General features: G+C 53.9%; 4 protein-coding genes. 2 read left to right on the forward strand and 2 right to left on the reverse strand.

The features are described from left to right. The first annotated feature begins 620 nt into the window (after positions 1-620). Entirely contained in the window at positions 621-956 is a 336-nt protein-coding gene (locus tag MUY37_RS15260; protein WP_499196218.1) for a hypothetical protein, read from the forward strand. Positions 957-1,001: 45 nt separating this feature from the next. On the opposite strand, the gene MUY37_RS15265 is transcribed toward MUY37_RS15260, so the two are convergent. Further along, positions 1,002-1,268, reverse strand: coding sequence for a hypothetical protein (locus MUY37_RS15265; RefSeq protein ID WP_499196219.1), 267 nt, complete (start codon positions 1,266-1,268; stop codon positions 1,002-1,004). Between the two features lie 21 nt (positions 1,269-1,289). Between MUY37_RS15265 and MUY37_RS15270 the strand changes: the two genes are divergently transcribed. Further along, the gene (locus MUY37_RS15270; RefSeq protein ID WP_499196220.1) at positions 1,290-2,285 is read left to right on the forward strand and encodes an RHS repeat-associated core domain-containing protein; all 996 of its coding nucleotides are present in this window, start codon (positions 1,290-1,292) and stop codon (positions 2,283-2,285) included. A 76-nt stretch (positions 2,286-2,361) separates the two neighbouring features. On the opposite strand, the gene MUY37_RS15275 is transcribed toward MUY37_RS15270, so the two are convergent. Next, positions 2,362-2,689 (reverse strand): hypothetical protein (locus MUY37_RS15275; RefSeq protein WP_499196221.1); only part of this gene is annotated, 328 nt, incomplete at its 5' end.

The raw sequence follows: 2,689 nt of genomic DNA on the forward strand, positions 1-2,689 counted from the left end.
GATCGATCCCAGTGGGTTGAGAACTTGCACACCTATAGAGATCATCGAGGGTGAACCTCTACCGGAAGACGCCATTAGAGTTTGCGGAGATCGACCGCGAGTGAATTTGTCGCTTCGTCGTGGTCATGGCGGGTGTGAGCCAACGGACGGTCTTTGTATAGTGATGCTCTTTCACCCCAAGCCTCAATATATTGGAGGCGAAGGAAATGACGGAGTAAGTTCATCGCAGCAAAAGGAGGAGGATGAAGAAGCCGATCTCCTTGGCTGTCTTGGGAGTGTAGGACTTGGAGCTGGGGTTGGTGCGTTAAACCCTGCTGGAACGGCAATTAACGCCGGCAGAGGTATTCTTGATAGCGTTAATCGAACCGGGCCTAATGATGCCAGATTTTTATCGCCTGACGAACAAGCGCAGTCACGAAACCAAGGACGGATGCCGCCGCGCTCTATGACCTTCCGCCGCGGAGCGCGGATAATCGGTAGGAAGATAGTCGAAGGGCATCCAGCGGTGCGGGCAGCTGGAGCTCTAATCGGGGGCGGCGCAGCACTTCTCACTAATCCTAAATGTGGCATAGGAATCGGCAGCGAGATTCCCAACCCACCAATTCTGTAAGAGTTGCAAATTGAAAATGCGAGATTTAATAGTCGGTACCCTTGGTGCGATTGTGTTCTTCACGATTTTGTATATGCCACTGGATAACGAGGCAAAAAACCTTGTCGCTGGCATCGCATGTGTAGCAATAATATCGTTTTATATCATTAGGGCGGTCATGATGCCGGGTCGTATTGATTGGCTAAGAGTTTTTACGATAATTTGTCCGACGATTGCCCTTGTCATCATACTTGTTGTCAACTTGATTTATCAGCTCGAAATTGGCTGGCTTTATCTTTGGGGTGGATATGCACTTATCACTGCAATAGCTTTAAAGATTTCAACTAAAATCGGCCATGTCCAGTGATAGGGCTAGTTGTTTTTCTGTTGTCCAGCCATTCAATCTAAGCTTTTACCCCACCGCCATCTCGACCTCCCGCCGCACCTTGTTGATCGCCCCGATCTGCGCGCCGTCGCGTAGGCCGAGTGCTTCGGTGAGTTTGGCGCGGAAGCTCTCCACACCAAGATCGATGCGGCGAATTACAGCTATGACGCCAACGGCAATCTGACCGGCGATGGGATCAACAGCTACACTTACGATCCGCAGAACCGGCTGGTGGAGGTTTCGGGCGCGCGCAATGTCAAGCTGCTCTACGATCCGCTCGGGCGGCTCTATCAAATCCGCGCGAGCAACAGCGCGGTGGGCCAGATCGACGGTAGCGATACGATCCTGCGCACCAATCTTTACGATGGCGATGCGCTGATCGGGGAATATGCTGCTTCGGGTGCGATGCTGGCGCGCTATGTCCACGGGCTCTCGCCGGGGGACGATCCGATCGTGGCCTATAGCGGGGCGAGCACGGCGCTGAGCAATGCGCGCTTCCTTCATGCCGACCGGCTGGGCTCGATCGTGCTGAGTTCGCGAAATCAGGGGGCTTTGCCCGCAGCCTATAGCTATGACGAATACGGCCTGCATGGCTCCAACAGCCCGCCGCGCTTTGGCTATACCGGGCAGGTGCTGCTTTCCGAAGCAGGGCTTTATTACTACAAGGCCCGCATGTACTCGCCCAATCTCGGCCGTTTCATGCAACCCGACCCCATCGGTTATGGCGACGGGATGAACATGTATGCCTATGTCGGGAACAACCCCGTCAACGGCGTCGATCCGAGTGGGTTGAGCACCTGTGGGGTGGGCGAAATTCCAGTGAGCATAAACAACTCGCCACAGAGTTACGATGGCGGCCCAATCGAGGTGTCACGAAGAATTATCTGTATTCCATCACGGGCCTTTTCCCCGCACGACTTTGCGCTGATGCGATACGATGGAGGTCGCGGCGATGCCGACGGAGGGCCGGAAAAGGATGGGGTCGCGAAAAAGCCTATTGATTACTGCGGTGCCGCAGGATCAGAAGGTGTGCCAGAAGGCATGGCCTCGACGTCGTTCCAAGGCCCTTGCAGTAAGCACGATCAGTGTTACGGGACGATCGGTAAAACTCAAGAGCAGTGCGATCAGGCTTTAGGCCGAGACATTCTCAAGGAGTGCAAACGCGCTGGTGGTTGGCTATGTGCCCTTTCAGCGTATGTTTACTATCGTGCGCTTGCCGGCATTCCTGGGATAATAAGTCCAGGGAAAGCCGCGTTTGACAATGCACAGAGGGAAGCTCTCTCGCGGTTAGCACCTGGTGGTCGGCCATGAAAAGCACCGATCTCATCCGTATTGCAGTTCTAGTCTGGGCGGCTTTGACGCTTCCGGTAATTATCCTTGCAGCTCTCTACTTAGGTTCATGGCAGAATTTTTTTGCGTCGTTAGATATTGAAAACGCAAGTTCTATGACGTTTTCAGATTTAGGTGTAGCTGTTTTCTTTCTAGGCCCTTGGGCCATCATCTTACTGTTTCTGCTGAAAAAGGCTCTCTCGCGGGAAAGGTAGTTGCCGCAAAATGACCCGTCCTGTATTTCTTTAGCGCGGTTGGTCAGATCGACGGTAGCGATACGATCCTGCGCACCAATCTTTACGATGGCGATGCGCTGATCGGGGAATATGCTGCTTCGGGTGCGATGCTGGCGCGCTATGTCCACGGGCTCTCGCCGGGGGACGATC

This window comes from Qipengyuania sp. ABI-127-1, from assembly GCA_022953095.1.
Lineage (GTDB): Bacteria > Pseudomonadota > Alphaproteobacteria > Sphingomonadales > Sphingomonadaceae > Qipengyuania.